22 protein-coding genes are annotated in these 23,475 nt (G+C 68.6%); 8 read left to right on the forward strand and 14 right to left on the reverse strand.

The features are described 5' to 3' along the window. Positions 1–14 precede the first annotated feature (14 nt). From CFB81_RS09190 to CFB81_RS09205, 4 genes are all read left to right on the forward strand, one after another. A complete protein-coding gene (locus CFB81_RS09190; protein WP_069621260.1) occupies positions 15–848 on the forward strand; it encodes a zinc-dependent peptidase in 834 nt (277 codons plus the stop codon). Between the two features lie 157 nt (positions 849–1,005). Next, positions 1,006–1,272 carry a type B 50S ribosomal protein L31 gene (locus CFB81_RS09195; RefSeq protein ID WP_011549676.1) on the forward strand — a complete coding sequence of 89 codons (267 nt, stop codon included), beginning with the start codon at positions 1,006–1,008 and terminating at the stop codon, positions 1,270–1,272. Between the two features lie 144 nt (positions 1,273–1,416). After that, positions 1,417–3,249, forward strand: a complete 1,833-nt coding sequence (locus CFB81_RS09200; protein WP_089435125.1) for a glycosyltransferase family 39 protein — start codon at positions 1,417–1,419, stop codon at positions 3,247–3,249. A 2-nt stretch (positions 3,250–3,251) separates the two neighbouring features. Continuing rightward, positions 3,252–4,613, forward strand: coding sequence for an MATE family efflux transporter (locus tag CFB81_RS09205; protein ID WP_089435126.1), 1,362 nt, complete (start codon positions 3,252–3,254; stop codon positions 4,611–4,613). An 11-nt stretch (positions 4,614–4,624) separates the two neighbouring features. Here the strand turns inward: CFB81_RS09205 and lipA are convergent, their stop codons facing one another. The 6 genes from lipA to CFB81_RS09235 form a co-directional block, all read right to left on the reverse strand. Then, positions 4,625–5,590, reverse strand: coding sequence for a lipoyl synthase (gene lipA / locus CFB81_RS09210; protein WP_089435127.1), 966 nt, complete (start codon positions 5,588–5,590; stop codon positions 4,625–4,627). A 2-nt stretch (positions 5,591–5,592) separates the two neighbouring features. Continuing rightward, positions 5,593–6,708 carry an acetoin dehydrogenase dihydrolipoyllysine-residue acetyltransferase subunit gene (locus tag CFB81_RS09215; RefSeq protein WP_089435128.1) on the reverse strand — a complete coding sequence of 372 codons (1,116 nt, stop codon included), beginning with the start codon at positions 6,706–6,708 and terminating at the stop codon, positions 5,593–5,595. A gap of 4 nt (positions 6,709–6,712) precedes the next feature. Continuing rightward, positions 6,713–7,717, reverse strand: coding sequence for an alpha-ketoacid dehydrogenase subunit beta (locus tag CFB81_RS09220; RefSeq protein WP_069621255.1), 1,005 nt, complete (start codon positions 7,715–7,717; stop codon positions 6,713–6,715). Positions 7,718–7,770: 53 nt separating this feature from the next. Next, on the reverse strand, positions 7,771–8,754 hold the full coding sequence (locus tag CFB81_RS09225; protein ID WP_006478652.1) for a thiamine pyrophosphate-dependent dehydrogenase E1 component subunit alpha: 984 nt from the start codon (positions 8,752–8,754) through the stop codon (positions 7,771–7,773). 78 nt (positions 8,755–8,832) lie between these two features. Next, positions 8,833–9,609: an SDR family NAD(P)-dependent oxidoreductase gene (locus CFB81_RS09230; protein WP_069621254.1), complete on the reverse strand. Its 777-nt coding sequence runs from the start codon at positions 9,607–9,609 to the stop codon at positions 8,833–8,835. Between the two features lie 57 nt (positions 9,610–9,666). Next, a complete protein-coding gene (locus CFB81_RS09235) occupies positions 9,667–10,725 on the reverse strand; it encodes an ATP-NAD kinase family protein (RefSeq protein ID WP_089435129.1) in 1,059 nt (352 codons plus the stop codon). A 535-nt stretch (positions 10,726–11,260) separates the two neighbouring features. Between CFB81_RS09235 and CFB81_RS09240 the strand changes: the two genes are divergently transcribed. Beyond that, positions 11,261–13,177, forward strand: a complete 1,917-nt coding sequence (locus CFB81_RS09240) for a sigma-54-dependent Fis family transcriptional regulator (RefSeq protein ID WP_089435130.1) — start codon at positions 11,261–11,263, stop codon at positions 13,175–13,177. 19 nt (positions 13,178–13,196) lie between these two features. Here the strand turns inward: CFB81_RS09240 and CFB81_RS09245 are convergent, their stop codons facing one another. Further along, positions 13,197–13,631: a carboxymuconolactone decarboxylase family protein gene (locus CFB81_RS09245; protein WP_089435131.1), complete on the reverse strand. Its 435-nt coding sequence runs from the start codon at positions 13,629–13,631 to the stop codon at positions 13,197–13,199. Next, complete coding sequence (locus CFB81_RS09250; protein WP_069621249.1) at positions 13,615–14,076, reverse strand: MerR family transcriptional regulator; 462 nt, start codon at positions 14,074–14,076, stop codon at positions 13,615–13,617. The genes CFB81_RS09245 and CFB81_RS09250 overlap by 17 nt, the downstream gene beginning before the upstream one ends. Positions 14,077–14,361: 285 nt before the next feature. Between CFB81_RS09250 and CFB81_RS09255 the strand changes: the two genes are divergently transcribed. Further along, positions 14,362–14,973: a helix-hairpin-helix domain-containing protein gene (locus CFB81_RS09255; protein ID WP_089435132.1), complete on the forward strand. Its 612-nt coding sequence runs from the start codon at positions 14,362–14,364 to the stop codon at positions 14,971–14,973. A gap of 88 nt (positions 14,974–15,061) precedes the next feature. Then, positions 15,062–15,493 carry a YidB family protein gene (locus CFB81_RS09260; RefSeq protein ID WP_069621247.1) on the forward strand — a complete coding sequence of 144 codons (432 nt, stop codon included), beginning with the start codon at positions 15,062–15,064 and terminating at the stop codon, positions 15,491–15,493. 115 nt (positions 15,494–15,608) lie between these two features. On the opposite strand, the gene clpB is transcribed toward CFB81_RS09260, so the two are convergent. Then, on the reverse strand, positions 15,609–18,206 hold the full coding sequence (gene clpB / locus CFB81_RS09265) for an ATP-dependent chaperone ClpB (RefSeq protein ID WP_069621246.1): 2,598 nt from the start codon (positions 18,204–18,206) through the stop codon (positions 15,609–15,611). Positions 18,207–18,364: 158 nt separating this feature from the next. Beyond that, positions 18,365–18,883, reverse strand: coding sequence for an Rrf2 family transcriptional regulator (locus tag CFB81_RS09270; protein ID WP_069621245.1), 519 nt, complete (start codon positions 18,881–18,883; stop codon positions 18,365–18,367). Positions 18,884–19,135: 252 nt separating this feature from the next. Here CFB81_RS09270 and CFB81_RS09275 point away from each other — a divergent pair, with 252 nt between their 5' ends. Further along, a complete protein-coding gene (locus tag CFB81_RS09275; RefSeq protein WP_089435133.1) occupies positions 19,136–19,696 on the forward strand; it encodes a group III truncated hemoglobin in 561 nt (186 codons plus the stop codon). Positions 19,697–19,768: 72 nt separating this feature from the next. Here the strand turns inward: CFB81_RS09275 and CFB81_RS09280 are convergent, their stop codons facing one another. From CFB81_RS09280 to thrC, 4 genes are all read right to left on the reverse strand, one after another. Continuing rightward, positions 19,769–20,245: a molybdenum cofactor biosynthesis protein MoaE gene (locus tag CFB81_RS09280; protein ID WP_089435134.1), complete on the reverse strand. Its 477-nt coding sequence runs from the start codon at positions 20,243–20,245 to the stop codon at positions 19,769–19,771. Between the two features lie 8 nt (positions 20,246–20,253). Continuing rightward, entirely contained in the window at positions 20,254–20,511 is a 258-nt protein-coding gene (gene moaD / locus CFB81_RS09285; protein ID WP_050013225.1) for a molybdopterin converting factor subunit 1, read from the reverse strand. A gap of 18 nt (positions 20,512–20,529) precedes the next feature. Next, the gene (glp, locus tag CFB81_RS09290) at positions 20,530–21,777 is read right to left on the reverse strand and encodes a gephyrin-like molybdotransferase Glp (RefSeq protein ID WP_089435135.1); all 1,248 of its coding nucleotides are present in this window, start codon (positions 21,775–21,777) and stop codon (positions 20,530–20,532) included. A gap of 246 nt (positions 21,778–22,023) precedes the next feature. Continuing rightward, entirely contained in the window at positions 22,024–23,475 is a 1,452-nt protein-coding gene (gene thrC / locus CFB81_RS09295) for a threonine synthase (RefSeq protein WP_069617873.1), read from the reverse strand.

Genomic DNA, 23,475 nt, shown 5'->3' on the forward strand with positions numbered 1-23,475 from the left:
CGTCCGCAGCCTCCATGCTTTCGAAACTGACCCGCTGGTTCGACGACCGCCGCCGCGACCGCGCGCTGCGCAGCCATCCGATTCCCGACGCGCTGTGGCACGAAACCGTCGAGCGCCTGCCGTTCCTCGCCGCGCTGCCGCCCGACGCGCTCGGCCGGTTGCGCGAGCTCACGAGCCTGTTCGTCGCGAAAAAATCGTTTTCGACCGCGCACGGGCTCGAGCTGACCGACGCGATGATCGTCGCGATCGCCGCGCAGGCCTGCCTGCCCGTGCTGAATCTCGACCTGTCGCTGTATGACGGCTGGGTCGGCGTCGTCGTGTATCCGGGCGAATTCGTGATCCGCAAGACCGTGCAGGACGAGGACGGCGTCGTCCACGAAGTCGAGCAGGATGCGAGCGGCGAGGCGTGGGAAGGCGGCCCCGTGATCCTGTCGTGGGAAGACGCGCAGATGACGGACGGCCGGGACGCGTACAACGTCGTGATCCACGAATTCGCGCACAAGATCGACATGGTCAACGGCGCGGCCGACGGCTATCCGCCCCTTTTTCGCCGCTGGCATGCGCCGCACCTCGACGCCCAGGCATGGGCCGACGTGTTCGAACACGCATACGACCAATTCTGCGCGCGCGTCGACGCGGTGCCGGACCGCGCGTGGGCGCGCTTCGAGCGGGATTCGCTGATCGATCCCTATGCGGCCGACCACCCGTCGGAATTCTTCGCGGTGTGCAGCGAGGCGCTGTTCGTGCGGCCGAAAGCGTTCGAGTCCGAATTTCCGGAACTGTACCGGCTGCTCGCGCGCTACTACCGGCAAGATCCGGCCGGCACCGGCGCGCTCGACGCACCGTGAAAATTATTCGTCAACCGTCTGATTTTCTGGCATAATCGCCGTTTTTCGACCTTAGGCAAGTGGCTCGCGCCGGGCTTGGCGTCGGCCGAATCGCTCCTTTCGGGGCGGCTCGACACGGCAAGCGGCGGGTTGGCTACCGCTCTCACCAAGGAAAATCATGAAACCTGGCATTCACCCGGACTACCGCGAAGTCGTCTTCCAAGACATGTCGAACGGCTTCAAGTTCATCACGCGCTCGACGATCCAGACGCGTGAAACCATCGAACACGAAGGCAAGACCTACCCGCTCGCCAAGATCGAAGTGTCGTCGGAATCGCACTCGTTCTACACGGGTCAGCAAAAGATCATGGACACGGCAGGCCGTGTCGAGAAGTTCAAGAACAAGTTCGGCGCACGCGCGAACGGCAAGGCTGCTGCAAAGTAAGCTTTTGCACCGATCCGGCGGCGGCAACGCACCGGTACCGCACGAAAGGGCAGCCCAGGCTGCCCTTTTTTGTCTCTGCTCGCCCGCCAGGCGCCGGCCGGCGCCCGGGAAACGACCTGACGCACAACAGCGGGCGCGACTACAATGCCGGATGCTCGAAACCGGCTCGGCCGCGCGCGATCGCGCCGGCCGCCCGCCCATAACAAATCGCTCATCTGCATGAAGCCTGTCGTCCGTCTCACCGCCTCCGCCACGCGCGCGCTGCCGCGCTGGCTGCTGCTCACGCTCTGCCTCGTCTACGCGGCGTTCGGCCTGTTCGGCCGCGACCCGTGGAAAAACGAGGACGCGGCGGGCTTCGGCGTGATGTGGACGATGGCCAAGGGCGGCTGGCACGACTGGCTGCTGCCGAACCTGGTCGGCAAGTTCATCACCACCGACGGGCCACTCGGCTACTGGCTCGGCGCGCTGTCGATCCGCGGCCTCGGCCCGTGGGTCGACGCGAGCAACGCGTCGCGCGTCGATACCGGCGTGCTGTTCTGCGTCGCGTGCGCGTTCGTCTGGTACGCGGCCTACCTGCTCGGCCGGCGCGCCGAGGTTCAACCGTTCAAATACGCGTTCGGCGGCGAACCCGAGCCGCGCGACTACGGCCGCACGCTGGCGGACGGCGCGCTGCTGGTGCTCGTCGCCTGCTTCGGCCTCGCGGAACGCGGGCACGAAACGACGCCGCAGCTCGCGCAGTTCGCGTGGATCGCGATGCTCGTGTACGGGATCGTGCGCGGCATCGACAAGCCGCTGCAGGGTGCACTGTGGTGGGGCCTCGCGATGGGCCTCGTCGCGCTGTCCGGCAACCCGGTGCTGGTCGTCGCGCTGCTCGCGGGCACGGCCGCGCTGTGGCTCGTCACGCCCGAGATGCGCAACCTGCGCCTGCCGCTGGTCGGCCTGCCGCTCGCGGTCGCGATCGCCGCGCTGTGGCCGCTCGCCGCGTTCGTCGCGGCGCCCGACGACGCCGCGTGGTTCTTCAACCAGTGGATCCACGGCAGCCTGATGCGCTTTTCGGGCCCGCCGACGGCCGTGCTCGGCTATGCGGCGAAAAACCTGCCGCTGTTCACGTGGCCCGCGTGGCCGCTCGCGATCTGGGCATGGTGGAGCTGGGCCGGCATGCGTCGCCGTGCGCACATCGCGATTCCACTGTCGGTCGCCGTGCCGCTCGTCGCGCTCGTGATCCTGCAAAGCCAGCAGTCGAACCGCATGTACATGCTGCTGCTGCCGCCGCTCGCAGTGCTCGCGACCTTCGCGCTGCCGACCCTCAAGCGCGGCGCGATCAACGCGATCGACTGGTTCGCGGTGCTGAGCTTCACGATCCTCGGCACCTTCGTGTGGCTGGTGTGGCTCGCGTCGCTCACCGGCTTCCCGCATCCGCTCGCGCGCAACCTCGCGCGCCTCGTGCCCGGCTACGAGCCGCATTTCAAGATCCTGTCGTTCATCTGCGCGGTGATCGTCACCGTGTGCTGGTGCTTCATCGTGCGCTGGCGTGTGTCGCGACAGCCCAAGGTGCTGTGGCGCAGCGTCGTGCTGTCGGGCGCGGGCACCACGCTGATGTGGGTGCTGCTGATGACGCTGTGGCTGCCGATCGTCAACTACGGCCGGACCTATCGCGATGTCGCGCAACAGATCGCCGTGCACCTGCCGTCCGACTACGAGTGCATCTCGCCGGTGCGGCTCGGCGACGCGCAGATCGCGACCTTTGCGTACTTCGGCAACATGCATTTCGATTTCTCCGGCGACTGCGACGTGATCCTGCGCCAGGACCGCTCCGACTTCGGCGAGCCGAGCGCGATGTCGCAATACGTGTGGCGTCTCGTCTGGGAAGGCCGCCGTGTCGCCGATCGTGACGAGCGCTTCCGCCTGTACGAACGCATCGAAAGGCCGAAGACGCCCGTCAAGCGGCGTCCGCCGCGCCGCCAGGCGGCCGATTGACGATGTTCGGCGACATCCGCCGGATCGTCGGTCTCGCATGGCCGGTGCTGGTCGGCCAGCTCGCGATCATCGCGTTCGGCGTGATCGACACCGCGATGGTCGGTCGCTACTCGGCCGTCGATCTCGCCGCGCTTGGGCTCGGCTCGTCGATCTACGTATCGATCTATATCGGGCTGACGGGCATCCTGTCCGCGCTGCAGCCGATCACCGGGCAACTGTACGGCGCGCGGCGCTATGCCGAGATCGGCGAGGAAGTGCGCCAGGCGCTGTGGCTTGCGGTGCTGCTCGCGATCCCCGGCTTCCTGCTGCTGCATTTTCCCGAACCGCTGCTGCGCGTCGCGCATGCGCCCGCCGCACTGCACGAGCGCACCGTCGACTACCTGCGCATCCTGTCGTACGGGCTGCCCGCCAGCCTCGTGTTCCGCATCTACAACGCGCTGACCAACGCGGCCGGCAAGCCGCGGCTCGCGATGATCCTGCAGATCGGCGCGCTGCTGCTCAAGTTTCCGCTGAACGTGTGGTTCATCTTCGGCGGCCTCGGCGTACCGGCGCTCGGCGGCCCCGGCTGCGGGCTCGCGAGCACGCTGATCAACTGGGCGCTCGCGTTGATCGGCTACACGCTGCTCGCGAAGCTCGACGTGTTCGCGCCGCTCGCGATCTTCTCGCGCTTCTGCTGGCCCGTGTGGGAGCGGCAGAAGGCGATCCTGAAGCTCGGCGTGCCGATGGGCCTGTCGTACCTGATCGAGGTCACGTCGTACACGTGCATGGCCCTGTTCATCGCGCAGTTCGGCACGACGACGCTGGCGGGCCACCAGATCGCCGGCAACATCGGCGCGGTGCTGTACATGACGCCGCTGTCGATCGGCGTGGCGGCGTCGACGCTGGTCGCGCGCGCGCTCGGCGCCGGACGCGCCGACGAAGCCCGGCTGCTCGGCCGGCACAGCGTGATGTTCGCGTGCGGTGTTGCCGCCGCCTACGGCGTGCTCGTGTTCGCGCTGCGCCCGCTGATCATCGGCGGCTATACGCCGAACCCGGCCGTCGCCGCGGCCGCGATGCCGCTCGTCGCGATCGTCGCGTGCTACCACGTGTTCGATGCGCTGCAGGTCACGTCGGCGTTCGTGCTGCGCGCGTACAAGGTGGCGATCGTGCCGACCGTGATCTATGCGGTCGCGCTGTGGGGCGTCGGACTCAGCGGCGGCTACGTGCTCGGCTTCGACGTCGGCGGCATCGCGCCCGCGTGGCTGACCGGCGCGCGCGGCTTCTGGTTCGCGAACACGGTCAGCCTGATGCTGGCGGGCGCGGGGCTCGTGCTGTACCTGCGCCGCATCGGTCGCGCGCACGCCGCCGCGGCCGCCGCCGCCTGACGCGTGGCGCGCTACGCGCCCTCCAGCACGTCGGCCGCGTGATATGACGACCGCACGAGCGGGCCGGCGACGACTTCCCTGAAACCGAGCGCGAGCGCCTCGTCGCGCCACGCGGCGAACGCATCCGGGCTCACATAGCGCCGCACCGGCAAATGGTGCGCCGACGGTGCGAGATACTGGCCGAGCGTCAGCACGTCGACCTCGTGCGCACGCAGGTCGCGCAACGTGTCGCGCACCTCGTCGTCGCGTTCGCCGAGCCCGAGCATCAATCCCGATTTCGTCACGAGCGTCGGCCGCGCGGCCTTCGCGTGCGCGAGCAGTTCCAGCGAGCCGCGATAGTCGGCGCCGGGCCGCGCCGCGCGATACAGCGACGGCACCGTCTCGATGTTGTGATTGAACACGTCGGGCCAGGCCGACGACAGCGCGTCGAGCGCACGGACCGCGCGGCCGCGGAAGTCCGGCGTCAGCACCTCGACGCCGATGCCCGGCACGCTCGCGCGCACCGCCGCGATGCATGCGGCGAAATGCGCGGCGCCGCCGTCGCGCAGATCGTCGCGGTCGACCGACGTGATCACGACGTAGCGCAATCCGAGCGCTGCCGCCGCGTCGGCCAGCCGCGCGGGCTCGGCTGGATCGAGCGGCTCCGGACGGCCGTGCGCGACATCGCAGAACGGACAGCGCCGCGTACACAGCCCGCCCATGATCATGAAGGTCGCGGTGCGCTGCGCGAAGCATTCGCCGATGTTCGGACACATCGCCTCCTCGCAGACGGAATGCAGCCGATGCTCGCGCAGCACGGCGGCCATGTCGGCCACCGCCGCGCTCATCATCGGCCGCGCGCGCAGCCACGGCGGCTTCGGCAACGCCGCGCCGGCCGCGGGCTCGATGCGCACCGGAATGCGCGCGAGCTTGTCGCGACTTCTCGCGCCGGGCTGGCCGAGCGCCGTGAGGCTGGGTCGTTCGAGCGCGGCGGCCATCGTCAGTCTCCGAGGAACGCGACGATCAGGCGGTTCACGTCGGCGGCCGCCTCCATCTGCACCATGTGGCCGCTGCCGGCGAGCACCTCGGCACGCACGCCGTCCGGCAGGCCCTGCGCGTGCTGCGCGGGAATCACCTGGTCGCGCTCGCCCCAGATCACGAGCGTGCGCGGCGCCAGCGACGCGAGCCGGTCGCGGAATACGCGCCGCTGCGCGGCGCCGTCGAACGCGGCATGCGCGATTTTCTCCAGCGCGGCCTGCACGCCTTCGAGCCGCTTGTACTTGACGAGATCCTCGACCAATTGCCGCGTGACCAACGCGTCGTCCGCGAACAGCGCGCCGAGGTGCGGCTTCAACGTGTTGCGGCTGTTGCCCGCGACGAAGCCGTCGATGTACGCGCGGTTGATATCGGCACCGAGCCCGGCGCTCGCGATCAGCGTGAGCGACGCCACGCGCTCCGGCGCGCTGTCGGCCAACGTCATCGCCACCGCGCCGCCCATCGAATGGCCGATCAGGTGCGCTCGCTCGATGTGCTGCGCATCGAGCAGCGCGAGCACCGCATCGGCCAGTTCGTCGAGGCTGCCGGTCTCGACCGCCTTGCCCGATTCGCCGTGGCCGGGCAGATCGAGCGCCCACACCGGCCGGTGCGCGGCGAGCTCCGCGTGATTGAACAGCCAGTTGTTCAGGTCGCCGCCGAAGCCGTGGATCAGCACGGCCGGCGTGCCCGAACCGTCGCCCAGCTTCAGGAAGCGGATCGTGCGTCCGCCGATCTGCGCCTTCTCCGGCTGCGGGCCGGCCGCCTCGTCGGACGCCGCGCTCGGCACGAAATCGCGCTGGAAGTCGGCGATCGCCGCATCGATGTCGGCGTCGCTCGCATCGGCGGCCGCGACCACGCCGAGCAGCGCGCCGACGGGCAGCGTCTCGCCCTCCTGCGCGACCTGCCGGCGCAGCGTGCCGTCGAACGCGCATTCGACGCCCGACGAGATCTTGTCCGTCTCGACGTCGAGCACCTCGTCGCCCTTCGCCACGCGTTCGCCGATCGCCTTCAGCCAGCCGTTGACCTGCCCCTGCTCCATCGACAGCCCCCACTTGGGCATCGTGATCATGTGAATCGACATCGTGTCAGCTCCTCGTCTTGAGTACCGCCTGCGCGATCGCATCGGCGGACGGGATGTACAGGTCTTCCAATACGCCGGCGAACGGCGCGGGCGTATGCGGCGCGGTCACGAGTTCGATCGGCGCCTTGAGCGAACGGAACGCACGCTGCGCGACGAGCGCGGCGATGTCGGTCGCGATCGAGCAGCGCGGGTTTGCTTCGTCGACGACCACCACGCGCCCGGTGCGTTCGGCGCTTTCGAGGATCGTTTCCTCGTCGAGCGGCGACGTCGTGCGCAGGTCGATCACGTCGCACTGGATGCCGTCCTTCGCAAGCGTCGCGGCCGCGTCCATCGCGAGATGCACCATCCGGCCGTACGTGACGATCGTCGCGTCGTCGCCGTCGCGCAGCACGTTCGCCTCGCCGAACGGAATCGCATAGGATTCCTCAGGCACGTCGCCCTCGCGCGTATAGAGCAGCTTGTGTTCGAGGAAGATCACGGGATCGTTGTCGCGAATCGCCTGGATCAGGAGCCCCTTCGCGTCGTACGGCGTCGACGGGCATACGACCTTGAGCCCCGGAATGTGCGTAAACAGCGACGTGAGCATCTGCGAGTGCTGCGCGGCCGCGCGCAGGCCGGCGCCGTACATCGCGCGGATCACGACCGGCGTCACGGCCTTGCCGCCGAACATGTAGCGGAATTTCGCGGCCTGGTTGAAGATCTGGTCGAAACACACGCCCATGAAATCGATGAACATCAGCTCCGCGACGGGGCGCATCCCGCACGCGGCCGCGCCGACCGCCGCGCCGATGTAGCCGCCCTCCGACAGCGGCGTATCGAGCACGCGGCCCGGAAACTTGTGGAACAGCCCCTTCGTCACGCCGAGCACGCCGCCCCATGCGTCGTCCTCGCCCGGCGCGCCCGCGCCGCCCGCGTTGTCCTCGCCCATCACGATCACGCTGTCGTCGCGCGCCATTTCCTGCGCGAGCGCCTCGTTGATCGCCTGCGAATAAGTGATCTTCCTTGCCATGTCTGTCTCCTGGAATGTTGGGTTGCCGTGCCGGCTGCCGGGTCAGCCGGCGCTCACGGATACGACACGTAGACGTCGGCCAGCAGGTCGGCGGCATCCGGCAGCGGCGCGGCCTTCGCCTGTGCGACCGCGTCGTCGATCAGCGCCTTCACTTGCGCATCGACCGCGCGCAGGTCGTCGGTCGTCAGCGCTTCGGCGCGCACGACACGCGTTTCGAAATGCTTCAGGCAGTCCTTTTCGTCGCGCAGCTTCTGCACTTCGCCCGGCGCGCGGTAGGTTTGCGCATCGCCCTCGAAGTGGCCGAAATAGCGCGTGAACTTCACCTCGACGAGCGTCGGGCCGCCGCCGTTGCGCGCGCGTTCGACGGCCTCGCCGAGCGCCTCGTGCACCGCGAAGAAGTCGAAGCCGTCGACGATCACGCCCGGCATCCCGAACCCGTTCGCGCGATCGGCGATGTTGTCGGTCGCGACCGACCAGCTCGACGACGTCGCTTCCGCATAGCCGTTGTTTTCGGCGACGAAGATCGCGGGCAGCCGCCACACCGACGCGAGGTTCATCGATTCGAAGATCACGCCCTGGTTCGACGCGCCGTCGCCGAAGAAGCACACGCCGACGCCGCCCGTCTTCTTGTGCTTGGCCGCGAGCGCCGCGCCGCACACGAGCGGGCCGCCCGCGCCGACGATCCCGTTCGCGCCGAGCATCCCCATCGACAGGTCGGCGATGTGCATCGAGCCGCCCTTGCCGCGGCAAACGCCCGTCTTCTTGCCGTAGATCTCGGCCATCATCCCGTGCACGTCGACGCCCTTCGCGATGCAATGGCCGTGGCCGCGGTGCGTGGTGGCCACGTAGTCGTCGAGGCCGAGGTGCAGGATCGTGCCGACGGCGGACGCCTCCTCGCCCGCGTACAGGTGAACGAAGCCGGGAATCTCGCCGGTCGCGAATTCGACGTGCAGGCGTTCCTCGAATTCGCGGATCGTGCGCATCAGCCGATAGGCGTCCAGCAGCTTGTCCCTGCCGAGCTGTGTCGAAGCGGTCATGTGTGTCTCCTGGTTAGGTCTGACTGCGAATGCCGCCCCGGCCGAGCCGTGGCGGCGGATTGCACGGCCATGCGGCCGTCAGTGGAACGTGAAGCCGCCGTCGACGTTCACGGCCTGGCCCGTCACGTTGTCCATCGTCGCGAAGAACAGCGCGAGCCGGCCCATGTCTTCCGGCGTCTGCGCGCGGCCCTGCGGAATCAGCGTCAACTGGTGCCGCTGCCACGATTGCTCGACCGATTCGCCGTCGGTCTTCCATTCGTCGGACAGCCGGTCCCACATGTAGGTACGGACGATGCCGGGGCAGATCGCATTGACGGTCACGCCGTCGCGCGCGAGCTCCTTCGCGAGCGCGTTGGTAAAGCCGACGACCGCGAATTTCGATGCGCTGTAATGCGCGAGATTCGGAAAGCCTTCCTTGCCCGCGATCGACGCGACGTTGATGATCCGGCCGCGACCCTGCGCCTTCAGGTGGGCCAGTGCCGCCCGGCAGCCGAGGAAGGTGCCCTTCGCATTCACGTCCATCACGAAATCCCAGTCGCGCTCGGTCAGTTCGGCGACCGGATGAATGCTGATCACGCCCGCGCAATTCACGAGGATGTCGAGCCGGCCGAGGTCGGCGAGCGCCTGCGCGACCATCGCGTCGACCTGCGCGGCCTGCGTGACGTCGACCTTCGCGATCGCGGCCCGACGGCCGAGCGCGCGCACCTCGCGCGCGGTGGCGTCGAGCGCGTCGTCGAGCAGGTCGGCCAGCAGGATGTCCGCGCCGGCGCCGGCAAGCGTCAGCGCGATGCCGCGGCCGATGCCGCGCGCGCCGCCCGTGACGATGGCGACCTGTCCTTCGAGGGGGGCTGTCATGCGATGTCTCCTTGATGATCGTGATGGATGCCGAAGCGGCTTCGTCAAACCGGTGTATCAGTCGTGCCACGCGCCGGCGTCGCGCAGCAGCTGCCGCGACGATGCGTAGCGCAGCGTGCGGCCGACGTCGACCGTCAACGGCCCGCGCCAGTCGAGCGCAATCTCGTAGCGATCGCCCTGCACGACCTCGATCTCGCGCTCGCCGTCGAACGCGAGCGTGCCGCGCTCGAACGGAATCGCGTGCCACGTGCCCGGTTCGAGCCGCTCGCAACTGCGCATCACGACACGGTCGACGCGCCCCGGCGCGATCGGCGCGACGAGCGGCGTGCCGGCCGCATTGCCGGCTTCCGCGAAACGCATCGCGAGCCCGTGCGGCGCGCTGCGTTCGAGCGGCGCCCACGCGCCGCCGAGCGCGGACAGCCCGATGCCGTCCGGTTCGGCGAACGTCAGGTAGAGCGAGTCGATGTCGTCGGAGCCGGAAATCGCGCGCGCGCCGATGAAGCGCTGCCGCGCGGCGCAGACGTCGACGAGCGCGATCTCCTCGCGCCCCGGCTGCGCGCCCGCGACGCAGCGCACGACGAGCCGCTTGTTGCGCACGAACGCGACCTCGGCCGGCACGGCGCCGGTCGCGGCGAGCCCCGCGGCGACGCCCGCGACGGTCGCCTCGCGATGTTCGGGAAACGCGTTGTTGGTGCCGGTGGACAGCGCGACGAGCGGCGTCGCGCCGCAATGCGCGGCCACCGCGCGATGGGTGCCGTCGCCGCCGAGCACGACGATCAGCGACACTTCCATCCGGTGCAGATAGGCCGCGCCCGCCTGCGTGTCGGCGACGCTGTCGGTGATCGGCAGGTCGACGAATTCGACCTGGGGCCAGCGCTCGTGCGGCGCGATCGCGCGATGCGTGTCGATCGCGCGCAGCAGCAGCGTCGCGATGCCCGTGCGGTCGCGCAGCGTCAGCACGCGCTCGACGCCCATCGCGCCGAGGCCGGCCAGCAGGCGCACGATCATGTTCGCCTTCTCCGCGGTCGGGAACACGGATGCATGCGTCGTGAGGCGGCGGATGTCGCGCCCCGATGCAGGGTTCGCGATCACGCCGACGGTAACGGGCGTCGTCACGGGTTTGTCTCCATCCAGTCGACGGAGCCGGCGCATTGACGCACGCGCCGGCCCCGCCTGTTTCGTCCGCTGCCATCGACGAGCGGCGGATCGTCGTCGCCGACGCGATCGCGGCGGCTTGCCCGTCATCTCTGCAAGCGGCGTGCCATCGTCCGTGCGATCGCCGCGAAACCCGCGTCCGCACGGGCGCGGCGGGCATGCGCGGGTTCCGGATGCGCGACCGTGACGACGCAGCGCGCGTCGAATTCGCGCAGACGTCTCACGTCGTCGATACGACGACGCGATTGCCGCGGCGCGCGCGCATGCCCGGCGTTGCGCCCGCAAACCCAGCGTTCGCGCGGCGCCGTGCACGCGACGCCGCGCCGGACGGCCGCCGCACGCCGCGCATACGGCCGTCTCAACTGCGCGAGACACGACGCGATACCGGTGAGACGACCGTCTCATGCGCGCCGCGTGCTGCGATGCAATGTGATTCGCCGAACCGGATGTGCTACAAGAACAGCGACATCCCCGCCGTACGGAACCGGAGCCGACCATGCCCTACGCCGTCCCCCAGGCCCAGCACGCCGACCGTGTACTCGGCGCGCTCGCCGGACGCCTGCCCGCGCCGGCGGATTCCGCGCGCCTCGTGTCGTCGTGGCAACGGTCGCTGGAGCGCTACCGTCTCGACCCCGCGTCGTCGATCGGCCCGCGCGTGCTGACCGCGGCGGAGCTGCGCGAGGTGCGCGACAAGGAGGAAGCGTTCCTGCGCGCGTCGGGCCAGTGCCTGACGCGGCTGCACGACATGATTCGCGTCGCCGACTACTGCGTGATGCTGACCGACGCGCACGGCGTGACGATCGACTACCGGATCGACCGCGAGCGCCGCAACGACTTCCGCCATGCGGGGCTGCACATCGGCTCGTGCTGGTCGGAAAGCGAGGAAGGAACGTGCGGCGTCGCGAGCGTGCTGACCGATCTCGCGCCGATCACCGTGCACAAGACCGATCACTTTCGCGCGGCGTTCACGACGCTCACGTGCAGCGCGGCGCCGATCTTCTCGCCGGGCGGCGAGCTGATCGGCGTGCTCGACGCGTCGGCCGTGCATTCGCCCGACGGCCGCGACAGCCAGCGCCTCGTCTACCAGCTCGTGCGGCAGAGCGCGGCGCTGATCGAGGACGGCTATTTCGTGCACAGCACCGCGCAGCACTGGATATTGTTCGGGCATCCGAACCGTCACTACGTCGAGGCGCAGCCCGAGTGGCTGATCGCATTCGACGAATGCGGCAACATCGTCGCCGCGAACCGGCAGGCGCGCGACGCGCTGCCGGCGCTGCGCGAGCCGCGCCATATCGACGAGATATTCGATGCGACCGAGATGCCGCTGCGCGACGCCGCGCGGCTCGATACGATCATCGCGCTGCGCGTGCGCGCGACCGGCGCCCCGCTCTACGCGCGGCTGCGTGCGCCGCTACGGCGCGCCGGCCGCGAACCCGGCGCGGCCTCGCGGCGCCCGGGCACCGCGCCGCGTCACGTCGGCGCGCTGACGCCGTTCCTGCACAGCAGCGACGCGCGCATCGCGCAACAGGCCGAACTTGCGCTGCGCGTCGCGAGCAAGCGGCTGCCGATCCTCGTGCTCGGCGAAACCGGCGCGGGCAAGGAAGTGTTCGCCCGCGCGATCCACGACGCCGGCGCGCGGCGCGCGCGGCCGTTCGTCGCCGTGAACTGCGGCGCGCTGCCGGAAGCGCTGATCGAGAGCGAACTGTTCGGTTATGCGGCCGGCGCGTTCACCGGCGCACGCAAGCACGGCGCGCGCGGCAAGATCGCGCTCGCCGACGGCGGCACGCTGTTTCTCGACGAAATCGGCGACATGCCGCTCGCGCTGCAGACGCGCCTGCTGCGCGTGCTGGCCGACGGCGAGGTCGTGCCGCTCGGCAGCGATACGCCCGTGCGCGTCGATCTCGACGTGATCTGCGCGACGCACCGCGATCTTGCACGGATGGTCGCCGACGGCGCGTTCCGCGAAGATCTGTACTACCGGTTGAGTGGCGCGACGTTCGAGTTGCCGCCGCTGCGCGAACGCGCGGACGTGCGCGACGTGATCGCCGCCGTGTTCGCCGAGGAAGCGCAGGCGACCGGCCACGTGCTCACGCTCGACGCGACGCTCGCCGAACAGCTCGCCACGTATGCATGGCCGGGCAACGTGCGGCAACTGCGCAACGTGCTGCGCTATGCGTGCGCGGTGTGCGACGCCGCGCGCGTGACGCGGCGCGACCTGCCGGCCGATCTCGCCGCGCAACTCGGCGGCACGCCGCCGGGCGCGCCGCCCGACGACGAACGCGGCCGCATCGTCGCCGCGCTCACCGCGCATCGCTGGCGTCCCGACGCGGCCGCCCGGGCGCTCGGCATGTCGCGCGCGACGCTGTACCGGCGCATCGCGAAGTACCGGATCGTCGCGCCGCACCGCGCGTGACGCACGGCCGCACGCTCCGTCATGCGGGCTGCCCTGCCGCCTCGTTCGCGTCGTCCGTCGCGCCGGCCGCTTCGTCGCGCCGCGCGAACACCTCGCGCGCGGCGAACAGCGCGTTGAGCGCGGCCGGCATCCCCGCATACACGGCCATCTGCATGAACACCTCGACGATCTCGTCGCGCGTGCAGCCGACGTTCAGCGCGGCCTCGATGTGCACTTTCAGTTGCGGCTGCGCGTTGCCGAGCGCGGCCAGCGCCGCGATCGTCGCGATTTCGCGCGCCTTCAGGTCGAGCTGCGGCCGGCTGTAGATGTCGCCGAAGCTGAATTCGACCAGGAGCCGCGCGAAGTCCGGCGCGATCGGCGCAAGCGCTGCGATCACGCGTTCGCCTGCTTCGCCGTCGATTTCCTTCAGTTTGTTCCAGCCGCGCGTGTAGCGATCCTCAGCGAGTCGTTCCATCGTGTCCGTCCTGTTCCGATAAAGAGTGAGAAGGCGTCGCCCGTCGTTCCGTTTCCCGTTCCTGCGCCTCGTAGTACGCGATCTTGTCGCCGATCGCATCGAGGCTTGCCTGCAGCTCCGCGATATGCGCACGCACCGCGTCGCGATGCGCGACCAGCAAGTCGCGCCGCGCGCCGAACGTCGACGCGCCCTGCTCGCGCAGCACCGCGAACGCCTGCATCTGCGCGATCGGCATGCCGGTCGCCTTCAGGCGCATCACGAAGGCCAGCCAGTCAAGATCGGCCGGCGCGTAGAGCCGGTGTCCGGCCGCCGTGCGCGAAATCGCGCGCAGCAGGCCGGCCTGCTCGTAATACCGCAGCGTGTGCGTCGACACGCCCGTCAGTTCGGCGACTTGCCCGATCGTCAGCGGACCGGCGGCGGAGGGTTGGGATACGGTTTTCGACATGGCAGGAACAAGGTTAGGAGTTAGAGTTCACTCTAAGTCAAGCATTGTCTGACGGCCAGTGCCGCGTTCACCCGCGATTCCCGGCGACACCGTAAAGAATGGTCAAAATCGCCCCCCGGCACCGGTTTCGGCCTTTACAGCACCACCAGCCTTCAGCAAGATTCGGTCAGCCTGTCTCAAAAAGGGCACGCATTTGTCCTATGCTTAACGGCGACGCCCGGCCAGCTCGCGCGCCGCCGTCCGTTGCAACAGCCATTCATCCGTCAGAACCAGGGAGCCCTTGCCATGCTGAAAAAGCTGCTGATGCTGTTCGTCGCGCTGTCGCTGTCACTCGCCGCCGGCCTTGCCGCGGCCGTCGAAGTCAACACGGCCGACCAGGCCGCGCTCGAATCCGTGAAGGGGCTCGGGCCCGTGAAGTCGAAGGCGATCATCGACGAACGCACCAAGAACGGCCCGTTCAAGGACGCCGACGATCTCGCGAACCGCGTGAAGGGTCTCGGCACGAAATCGGTCGGGCATCTCGAGGAAAACGGCCTGACGATCGGCGGCTCGTCGACACCGCCGAAGGGCGTGAAGCTGTCGAAGCCGGCCGCGACGACGTCGGCGGGCACATCGACCACGACGTCGGCGGGTACCGCCTCGACGTCCACGACCGCGACGGCCGGCACGACGACCGCGGCGCCCGCGCCGACGGCGAGCGCACCGGAAGCGGCGAGCAAGCCGGCCAAGACCAAGCGCGCATCGAAGAAGGAAAAAGCGGCAGCGGCTGCCGCGGCATCCGCCGACGCCGGCGCGAGCGCACCGGCCGCCGCGTCGTCCGCGAAGGCGACGAAGAGTTCGAAGAAGAAGAGCAAGAAGGACAAGGCCGCCTCCGCCGCCGCGGCGTCGGGCGCCTGATGTGCGCCGCGCGCGCGACGGCGTGCGCGCGGCATTCGTTCAACGGGCGCCGTCGTCACGGCGCCCTTTTCAGTGAAGGTGAAGAACCATGGGTCTCCTCGACATCGTTGGCGGTCTGATCGGCGGCCAGGCCGGCGGCAACTCGCAAAGCGCGCTCATCGCGACCGCGCTCGAATTCATCAACAACCAGCCGGGCGGCCTGAACGGCCTGATCGAGAAGTTCAAGGCCGGCGGCGCCGGCGAGATCATCGGTTCGTGGGTCGGCACCGGCGAAAACCAGCCGATCTCGCCGGATACGCTGCAAAACGTGCTCGGCTCGGACGTCGTCGGCTCGCTCGCGAGCAAGGTCGGCATCGATCCGTCGCAGGCGTCGTCGATCCTCGCGCAGGTGCTGCCGCACGTCGTCAACGGCGCGACGCCGAACGGCGAAGTGCCGGCCGGCGGCCAGGTCGACACGTCGAACGTGCTCGGCGCGCTCACGCAGCTCGCCGGCATGTTCGGCGGCAACAAGCAGGGCTGACCACCACCACCGGGCGGCCCGTTCGGCCGCTTCACAAGCAAACACCCCGCCGAGGCGGGGTGTTCGTTTTTGCGCACCCGGTGCGAACCGGGCACACGCTGCCGACGGCAGGCGATCAGTGAACGACGCGGTCGAACACGAACTGGCCGTCGTTGACGTCGACCGGGATCACGTCCTTCGGACCGAAGCGGCCGGCGAGGATCAGTTTCGCGACCGGGTTCTCGATCTCCTGCTGGATCGCGCGCTTCAGCGGCCGCGCGCCGAACACAGGATCGTAGCCGACCTTCGCGATCTGCTCGAGCGCCGACGGCGACACGTCGAGCGCCATGTCGAGCTTCGCGAGCCGGTCGTGCAGGCGTGCGAGCTGGATCTTCGCGATCGACTCGATGTTGCTGCGGTCGAGCGCATGGAACACGACGACGTCGTCGATCCGGTTCAGGAACTCGGGGCGGAAATGCTGCTTCACCTCGAGCCACACCGCGTCCTTGATCTCGTCCTGCGGCGCACCCGTCATCGCCTGGATCACCTGCGAGCCGAGATTCGACGTCATCACGATCACCGTGTTCTTGAAATCGACCGTGCGCCCCTGCCCGTCGGTCATGCGACCGTCGTCGAGCACTTGCAGCAGCACGTTGAACACGTCCGGATGCGCTTTCTCGATCTCGTCGAGCAGGATCACGCTGTACGGCTTGCGGCGCACGGCTTCCGTCAGGTAGCCGCCTTCCTCGTAGCCGACATAGCCCGGCGGCGCACCGATCAGCCGCGCGACGCTGTGCTTCTCCATGAACTCGCTCATGTCGATGCGGATCAGATGCTCTTCCGAATCGAACAGGAACGACGCCAGCGCCTTGCACAGCTCGGTCTTGCCGACACCCGTCGGGCCGAGGAACAGGAACGAGCCGTACGGACGGTTCGGATCGGCGAGACCCGCGCGCGAACGACGGATCGCGTCGGCCACCGCGCTGATTGCCTCATCCTGGCCGACCACGCGCTCGTGCAGCTTTTCCTCGATGTGCAGCAGCTTCTCGCGTTCGCCCTGCATCATCCGCGACACCGGAATGCCGGTCGAACGCGACACGACTTCCGCGATTTCCTCGGCGCCGACCTGCGTGCGCAGCAGGCGCGGACGCGTCGGGTTGTGCTGCTCCTGCTCTTCGGCCTGCGTGACCTGCTTCAGTTGCGACTCGAGCTGCGGCAGCTTGCCGTACTGCAGCTCGGCGACCTTCTCCAGCTTGCCTTCACGCTGCAGGCGCGCGATGTCCGCCCGCACCTTCTCGATCTCTTCCTTGAGCTGCGCGCTGCCCTGCACCGCAGCCTTCTCGACGGTCCAGATCTCTTCCAGGTCCGCATATTCGCGGCCGAGGCGGTCGATCTCCTCCTCGATCAGCTGCAGGCGCTTCTGCGACGCTTCGTCCTGCTCCTTCTTCACGGCTTCGCGCTCGATCTTCAGCTGGATCAGACGACGGTCGAGCTTGTCCATCTCCTCGGGCTTCGAATCGATTTCCATCTTGATCTTCGAAGCGGCTTCGTCGATCAGGTCGATGGCCTTGTCGGGCAGGAAGCGGTCGGTGATGTAGCGATGCGACAGCTCGGCCGCGGCGACGATCGCCGGGTCGGTGATGTCGACACCGTGGTGCAGTTCGTACTTCTCCTGCAGCCCGCGCAGGATCGCGATCGTCGCCTCGACGCTCGGCTCGTCGACGAGCACCTTCTGGAAGCGGCGTTCGAGCGCGGCGTCCTTCTCGATGTACTTGCGGTATTCGTCGAGCGTGGTCGCGCCGATGCAGTGCAGCTCGCCGCGCGACAGCGCCGGCTTCAGCATGTTGCCCGCATCCATCGCGCCTTCGGCCTTGCCCGCGCCGACCATCGTGTGGATCTCGTCGATGAAGACGATCGTCTGGCCTTCGTCCTTCGCGATGTCGTTGAGCACCGCCTTCAGGCGTTCCTCGAACTCGCCGCGGTACTTCGCGCCGGCGAGCAGCGCGGCCATGTCGAGCGACAGCACGCGCTTGCCCTTCAGCGTCTCGGGCACCTCGCCGTTGACGATCCGCTGCGCGAGCCCTTCGACGATCGCGGTCTTGCCCACGCCCGGCTCGCCGATCAGCACCGGGTTGTTCTTGGTGCGGCGCTGCAGGATCTGGATCGAGCGGCGGATTTCGTCGTCGCGGCCGATCACCGGATCGAGCTTGCCCGCACGGGCGCGCTCGGTCAGGTCGACCGTGTATTTCTTCAGTGCCTCGCGCTGGCTTTCCGCGTCCTGGCTGTGCACCTGCGAGCCGCCGCGCACCGCGGCGATCGCGGCTTCGAGCGCCTTGCGCGTGAGGCCGTGCTGACGCGCGAGCTTGCCGGCGTCGCCCTTGTCGTCGGACACGGCGAGCAGGAACATTTCGCTCGCGATGAACGTGTCGTTGAGCTTCTGCGCTTCCTTGTCGGCCTGGTTGAGCAGGCCGGCCAACTCGCGGCCGATCTGGATGTCGCCGCCCGTGCCCGTCACTTGCGGCAGGCGCGAAATGGCTTCGTTCAGCGCGCCTTGCAGCGCCTGCACGTGAACGCCCGCGCGCGACATCAGCGAGCGGGCCGACCCGTCCTGCTGCGCAACCAGCGCCGCGAGCACGTGAACGGGTTCGATGTATTGATTGTCGCGGCCTGCCGCGAGGCTTTGCGCGTCCGCGAGTGCTTCCTGGAACTTGGTGGTGAGCTTGTCGATTCTCATTTGGTTGAGACCTCCAATTTTCGATTAACACCAAGATGAGGATGGTTATGCGGCTTTCAAGCGAAATTCGGGTTGATTCAGCGCAAAAAATGCCGGATACCCTGAAAACGGCCCGGCGGCGTGATGGGGTGGGCGCGAGGAGCCGCGGCGCCTGCGTGTCAGCGGGCCTTCGACGACGGCTCGGCGAGCGCCGGTGCCTGGTCCGGCGTCGGCGCGGCGCGCACGAGCGCGACCGGACGGATGCCGAGCAGCGCCGCGAGCGGGGACGCGGGCTCGGCCAGTTCGCCGAGCGTGTGACGATCGAGCTCCGCGAAGAACGCATCGCGTGCGGCCGCCAGCACGCCCTTCAGCCGGCACTGCGGCTCGATCGCGCAGCCGCGCGACTCGCCGCCGTCGGGCGAAAAGCAGCCAACCAGCGCGAAGTCGTTTTCGGTTGCCCGCACGACCTGGCCGACCGTCAGCCGCAGTGAGTCGGCGAACAGCCGCAGCCCGCCGTTGCGGCCGCGAACGGTGTCGACCCAGCCCAGCTCGCCAAGCTGCTGGACGACTTTCATCAGATGGTTCTTCGAGATGCCGTAGGCGTCCGAGATCTCCTGGATTGTCGCGAGCCCCTCGCCGCGCACGGCCAGGTACAGCATCACGCGCAGCGAATAGTCGGTGTAGTCGGTGAGTCTCATGAGCGAATACGGAAAATATCGATCGTGCCCCAATGATGTGAGTCGGGCCGATCACGAGGCGCGCAGGGCCGATCGAGCGCCCTGCGGCGCGGCCCCGGGTTGCCGGGATCGGGCGCGCGCAATAAGATGCGTGATACCTACACGTTTTCCAGGGGTTACAGGACGTTATTTTGCGTCAAAATCCGGCCGGCGTCCTGCTCGTTGCCCGCGCCGGCGCCCCGTCGCTGCCCTGCTCCACCGGCCCTTTTTGTCATGACTGCCCTGCCCGCCTCGCCCGATACCGTACCGGCCCGCCCCCGCGACGCCGAGCCGACCGAAGACAACATCCGCGATCTCGTCTACGCGTTTTACGACCGCGTGCGCGCCGATCCACTGCTCGGGCCCGTGTTCGACGCGAAGCTCGCCGGCCGCTGGGACGATCATCTGCCGAAGATGGTGACGTTCTGGTCGAGCCTCGTGCTCGGCACCAAGGGCTATCGCGGCAACGTGCAGCAGGCGCACCAGCCGCTCGACGGCATCGAGCCGGCCCATTTCAGCCGCTGGCTGTCGCTGTTCCTGAACACCGTCGAAGCGCGTTATGCGCCGGCCGCGGCGATCCGTTTCATGGAGCCCGCGCTGCGGATCGCGCAGAGCCTGCAGCTGAGCCGGTTCGGCTGGGACTACCGGATTCCGCCCGAACAACAGGCGCTGCTCGACGCGATCGCGCCGCGCCGCCGCGACACGGGCGAGGATCCGCACGCGTTGCCGTCGCGCGCCCGCGGCGAGCCGTTTCCGACGAAGATCGTCGGGCGCGGCGTCGACCCGGACGCGTAACGCTTGTCACGCGCGACGACGGCGCACATGCGGCCCATCGCCGCATCGTCCACGCGCCGCCCTCAGCCGTGCTCAGCGCCGCGTGTTGCCCGACTCGACGCCCCAGCGCGCGAGCGCGGCGTCGTCGGTACTGCGCGCATCGACCCAGCGCTCGCCGTCCGGCGTCGTTTCCTTCTTCCAGAACGGTGCTTCGGTCTTCAGATAGTCCATCACGAACTCGCACGACGCGAACGCATCGCCGCGGTGCGACGCGACCGTCGCGACCATCACGATCTGGTCGAGCGGCAGCAGCCTGCCGACGCGATGCACGATCGCGACGTCGATGCCCGGCCAGCGCCGGCCAGCCTCCGCCGCAATCTTCTCGAGCGCCTTCTCGGTCATTCCCGGATAGTGCTCGAGCTCCATCGCGGCAACCGCATCGCCTTCGTTGAGGTCACGCACCGTGCCGACGAAGCACGCGAGCGCGCCGATCTTCGGGTTGCGCGCCCGCAATGCCGCCACTTCGGCATTCAGGTCGAAATCGTCGGTCTGGACTCGTATCGTCGCCATGCGCCGCCTCAGCCGCCCGTCACCGGCGGGAAGAACGCGACCTCGCAGCCTTCGGTGAGCCGCGTGTCGGGATCGGTCATCTCGTGGTTGCACGCCATGCGCAACGCGCGCCCTTCGGCGAGCGTGTCGGCCCACGCGCCGCCGCGCACGCGCAGCCACGCGCGCACGTCACCGACGGTCGTCACGCTGTCCGGCACGTCGGCTTCTTCGTCGGCCACGCCCAGTGCTTCACGCACGCTTGCAAAAAATTTCAGCTGAATCTTCATGGTTCGGACGCCGCCGCGTTACGACAGCAATTCGGAAAACGGAATGAAACGCACGGTCTCGCCTGCGCTAATCGCGTGCTGCGGCGGATTGTCGATCAGGCCGTCGCCCCAGACCGTCGACGTGAGCACGGCCGAGCTCTGGTTCGGGAACAGGTCGAGGCCGCCGGCCGCATTGACGCGTGCGCGCAGGAATTCGTTGCGCCGGTCGCCCTTGCTCTGCGAAAAATCGGCACGCAGCGACAACGCGCGCGGCGCGACGTCGCGCACGCCGGACAGCCGCAACAGGAACGGCCGGACGAACAGCAGGAACGTGACGAAACTCGAGACGGGGTTGCCGGGCAGCCCGATGAAATGCGCGTCGGCGCGCTCGTCGCCGCGACGCACCGCGCCGTACGCGAGCGGCTTGCCGGGCTTCATCGCGATCTGCCACAGCGCGAGCCGCCCTTCGGCCTCGACGGCCGGCTTTACGTGATCCTCATCGCCGACCGACACGCCGCCGCTCGTCAGGATCACGTCGTGGTCGCGGGCGGCCTCGCGCAGCGTGTCGCGCGTCGCGGCCAGCGAGTCGGGCACGATTCCGTAGTCGGTCACGTGGCAACCGAGCCGCTCGAGCAGCCCGCGCAGCGTGAAGCGATTCGAGTTGTAGATCGCGCCGGGCTTCAGCGGCTCGCCGGGCATCGTCAATTCGTCGCCGGTGAAGAACACCGCCACGCGAATCCGCCGCGCGACCGACAGTTGCGCACAGCCGACCGATGCGGCGAGACCCAGCGCCTGCGGCGTGAGCCGCGTGCCGGCCGACAGGATCACCGAACCTTGACGGATATCCGCACCCTGCGCGGTGATCCATTCGCCGGCCTTCGGCGTGTGCAGGATCTCGACCGCGTCGCCGTCGGCCGACGTCTGCTCCTGCATCACGACGGCGTCGGCGCCGGGCGGCACCGTCGCGCCGGTGAAGATCCGCGCGGCCGTGCCGGCCGCGAGCGGTTGCGCCGGATGCCCGGCCGGGATGCGCTGCGACACCGGCAAACGCCGATCGCCGTGCAGCAGGTCGGCGACGCGCACCGCATAACCGTCCATCGCGCTCGTATGCATCGGCGGCACGTCGAGCGGCGAGCTCACGTCAGCTGCGAGCACGCGGCCGAGCGCGTCGAGCGTGGCGACGGTTTCGGCGCCGGGCAGCGGCTTCGCGGCATCGAGCAGCGCGGCGAGCGCTTCGGCGGTCGACAGCATCGGCGCGCGCGGCGCCGCGGGATTCGGGTTCGACATCGATGGAATCGGGGATCGTTGGAATCAATACGTCATTGTAGCGACGCCGCCGTGCGCACGCGCGATATGGCGCACATGCGAAGACTGTGATCGGCACGAGCCCGCAGGTCTGGCACTTGTTTCGCACCACATGCGAGGTCCGGGGCCAAAACCCGCGGGCCAAACGAAACGGCCGGAACCCCGATCCGTTCGACGAATCGGCATTCCGGCCGTCCTACGCGACCGGGCCCGCGGCCCGGCCGTGCGTCATGCGCGCGTATGGGCGGCGATGAAGTCCTTCACCTGCTGCGCGTCGGCCTTCACGACCTCGAAACGCTGCGGCAGCGCCTCGAGCCCGTCGAATGCGGCCGGCCGCTCGGCTTCGCGATCGAGCGCTTCGCGAATCGTCTCGCCGAACTTGATCGGCTGCGCCGTCTCGAGCACGACCATCGGCACGCCGGCCTCCAGATGCTCGCGCGCGACCTTCACGCCGTCGGCCGTATGCGTATCGATCATCGTGTCGTAGCGCGAGAACACGTCGCGGATCGTCGCGATGCGGTCGGCATGGCTGCTGCGGCCCGACACGAAACCGAATTCGGCGACGCGCGCGAAATCGCCGCTCGCCGCGAGATCGAAACCGCCCTTCTCCTCGACGTCGCGGAACAGTTGCATCACGCGCGCCGGATCGCGGCCGAGCAGGTCGAACACGAAGCGCTCGAAGTTCGACGCCTTCGAGATGTCCATGCTCGGGCTGCTCGTGTGATAGGTGTTCTCGGCGCTGCGCACGCGGTATGCGCCGGTGCGGAAGAATTCGTCGAGCACGTCGTTCTCGTTGGTCGCGACCACCAGCTTCGCGATCGGCAGCCCCATCATCCGCGCGATGTGGCCCGCGCACACGTTGCCGAAGTTGCCCGATGGCACCGTGAACGACACGCGCTCGTCGTTGGACTGCGTCGCCGCGAAATAGCCCTTGAAGTAGTACACGACCTGCGCGACGACGCGCGCCCAGTTGATCGAGTTGACCGTGCCGATCTTCTGCTGCGCCTTGAACGCGTGATCGTTCGACACGGCCTTCACGATGTCCTGGCAGTCGTCGAACACGCCTTCGACCGCGAGGTTGAAGATGTTCGGATCCTGCAGGCTGAACATCTGCGCCGTCTGGAACGCGCTCATCTTCTTGTGCGGCGACAGCATGAACACACGCACGCCGGCCTTGCCGCGCATCGCGTATTCGGCCGCGCTGCCGGTGTCGCCCGACGTCGCGCCGAGGATGTTCAGCGCTTCGCCGTGCTTCGCGAGCGTGTACTCGAACAGGTTGCCGAGCAGCTGCATCGCCATGTCCTTGAACGCGAGCGTCGGGCCGTTCGACAGTTCGAGCAGCGACAGCGCCGCGCCGTGCTCGGCGCCGAGCGTCTTCAGCGGCGTGATGTCGGACGCGTTCTCGCCGTGGCGCGTGTTGCTGTACACGGCGGCCGTGTACGTGCGCCGCGTGATCGCGCGCAGGTCGTCGGCCGGCACGTCGTCGCAGAACTTCGACAGGATCTCGAACGCGAGATCCGCGTACGGCAGCGTGCGCCAGCGCGCGAGCTCGTCGGCGGACACCTTCGGATATTCGGCCGGCAGGTAGAGCCCGCCGTCCTTCGCGAGACCGCCGAGCAGGATGTCGGAGAACGTATGGCGCTCGCCGATGCCGGCGCCGCGCGTGGAGATGTAGTTCAT

Origin of the sequence: Burkholderia sp. AU28863, from assembly GCF_002223195.1 — a bacterium.
In the GTDB taxonomy this organism is placed as follows: domain Bacteria; phylum Pseudomonadota; class Gammaproteobacteria; order Burkholderiales; family Burkholderiaceae; genus Burkholderia; species Burkholderia sola.